General features: G+C 57.5%; 3 protein-coding genes. All 3 read right to left on the bottom strand.

Features of this window, described 5'->3' with window-relative positions:
- Positions 1-93: 93 nt before the first annotated feature.
- On the bottom strand, positions 94-618 hold the full coding sequence (locus tag RMO18_RS13370; RefSeq protein WP_309666526.1) for a hypothetical protein: 525 nt from the start codon (positions 616-618) through the stop codon (positions 94-96).
- Positions 619-649: 31 nt separating this feature from the next.
- On the bottom strand, positions 650-1,489 hold the full coding sequence (locus tag RMO18_RS13365; RefSeq protein WP_309666524.1) for a DUF3445 domain-containing protein: 840 nt from the start codon (positions 1,487-1,489) through the stop codon (positions 650-652).
- Positions 1,486-2,164: succinate dehydrogenase iron-sulfur subunit (locus RMO18_RS13360; RefSeq protein ID WP_309666522.1), on the bottom strand; the 679-nt coding region annotated here is incomplete at its 5' end. The genes RMO18_RS13360 and RMO18_RS13365, both read right to left, overlap by 4 nt.

The following is a 2,164-nucleotide window of genomic DNA, read 5'->3' as shown; positions in this document are numbered from 1 at the left end:
TGAAGCTATCGATGGACATGAAGGTGCCTCTTGCAAAGGGGGGTGCGGAATCTCACGTTGGTTCTAGAGGATGTTGCGGCGCAATACAAACGTTTAGACGGGCAATCCAAGGCGCTGGCGCAGTTTTGACTGGCGCAAGGTGCGGGCGGCGGGTTGGCTGGTGGCACCCGGCAAATCACAGATGCGGGAAATCATGCTGAGGAGGTCTTCACGCTCTTTCACCGAGAGGTTTTCGGCCCAGAGTTTGCCGTAACGTAAAATGACATTGTTCGAGTCAGTGGCATGGGAGGCGGTCCATTTGCCGAAGGTGAGGATTTCCGAGGAATCGGCAATTCCCATGGATTGTTCAACTTCCTTTTTGATGGCAGTTTCGGCGATGTGGCCGGCCACGCCGTCTTCAGTTGCGATGACGTTCATCAGGATCACGGCGGCGGTGGCGGGGTCGTCGATGACTTCGAGGGGCGAGTCGTTGACTTTGCCAAGGAATTTTCGACGTTTGTGCTTGCCCCAAAGGCGGCCCGCGACATTGTGCACTTCACTTGCCACTTCGCCTACGGCCTTGATGCGCCAATACCAGAAGGCCGCGGCTGCAATGAGCCCCAAGATTCCAAAGAGCATGGTTTTTGTTCCCCGTTGTCAGGCGGAAATATCACACGGGGGAGTTGCTGGCCAGAGTTTCCAACCGTTGCAGTAAACGCTCGCGCTCGCCGACGAGTCCTTTGTAGTCGATTTCGGCGTCGGTGAGATTTGCAACCTGGGTGGCGATGGAACGGGCGAGGGCTGGGCCATCGGCATGGGTTTCCAGAACTTCCAGCGGATTGTTGTGGATGCGGATAGTGAAGAGAATGTCGCCGGATTTGGGGAGTTTTCTGAGAGTCTGGCGTTCGAGGCGCATGATGACGTTGCCTGTGATGGGGCCGTCGCCAAAACGGTTTTTCATCTTGTTGTCGGATGCCGGGTGATAAAGCCGCGCATCGCCATAGAGCGACCAGTTCCAGCGGATGACGGGTTGTTCGACACGCAGGTTGTCAAACATGCGGTCGATGAGGCCCGCGTTGCGCGTGCCCTCACCGAAGCCGGGGACAGGCTGGTGGATTTCATGCATGGGACGCCCGAATTTCTCGTGCAGGTTCCACGCGGAGGGAAAGCAGAGGGAGGCCGCAACGAGACGCCAGCCGATTGGCGAGTGGCGCATGAGGACAAGGTCTTCCTGGACGAGGAGTGCGGCGCGGGCGAGAGGGCCATGGGCGCAATCTGGCACCGATGTCGCTCCAAGGTGATGGACCAACATATCCAGCACTTCCTGTTGCGCGGCCTGCGTACCTTGCTCTGCCACCAGCACGTTGGCAGTTTCTTCCGTGTACAGACGATGTTTTTCGGCGAGATAGGTTTCAAGCTGATCGTCCAACTCGATCCATGTAGCGGGATCGAGGGGTTTCAGGCCAATCTGGAAAGGCTTAGATGAGCCGTCGTAGGGAGTGTGGATCACACGCGACGTTCCACCATCATTTTCTTGATCTCGGCAATGGCTTTTGCGGGCGACAATCCTTTTGGACAGGCCTTGGCGCAGTTCATGATGGTGTGGCAGCGATAGAGGCGGAAGGGGTCTTCGAGGTTGTCGAGGCGGTCGCCGGTGGCTTCGTCACGGGAGTCGATAAGCCAGCGATAAGCTTGCAGCAAAACGGCGGGACCGAGGTAACGGTCGCCGTTCCACCAATAGCTTGGGCATGAGGTGGAGCAGCAGGCGCAGAGAATGCACTCGTAAAGGCCATCGAGTTTTTCGCGGTCGGGCTTTGATTGCTTCCACTCGGTTTGCGGTGTGGGTGTGTCGGTCTTGAGCCAAGGTTCGATGCTGCGATGCTGGGCGTAGAAGTTTGAGAGGTCCGGCACCAGGTCTTTGATCACCGGCATGTGAGGCAAAGGATAGAGCTTCACTTCGCCCTTCACATCGTCGCAGGCTTTCAGGCAAGCCAGCGTATTGGTGCCGTCAATGTTCATGGCGCAGGAACCACAAATGCCCTCGCGGCAAGAGCGGCGGAAGGTCAGCGTGGGGTCTTGCTCGTTCTTGATCTTGACGAGCGCGTCGAGAACCATGGGACCGCAATCGTCCATGTTCACATGGTAGGTATCGGTCTGCGGGTTCTTGCCGTCGTCCTGGTTCCAG

Origin of the sequence: Tabrizicola sp., from assembly GCF_031377265.1 — a bacterium.
In the GTDB taxonomy this organism is placed as follows: Bacteria; Pseudomonadota; Alphaproteobacteria; order Rhodobacterales; family Rhodobacteraceae; genus JAUYQR01.
This window is presented reverse-complemented; position numbering and strand designations above follow the sequence as displayed.

What these genes read in the sequence shown, in the direction of transcription:
- RMO18_RS13370 (WP_309666526.1), bottom strand. Translation starts at nt 618, where the DNA reads ATGCTCTTTGGAATCTTGGGGCTCATTGCAGCCGCGGCCTTCTGGTAT.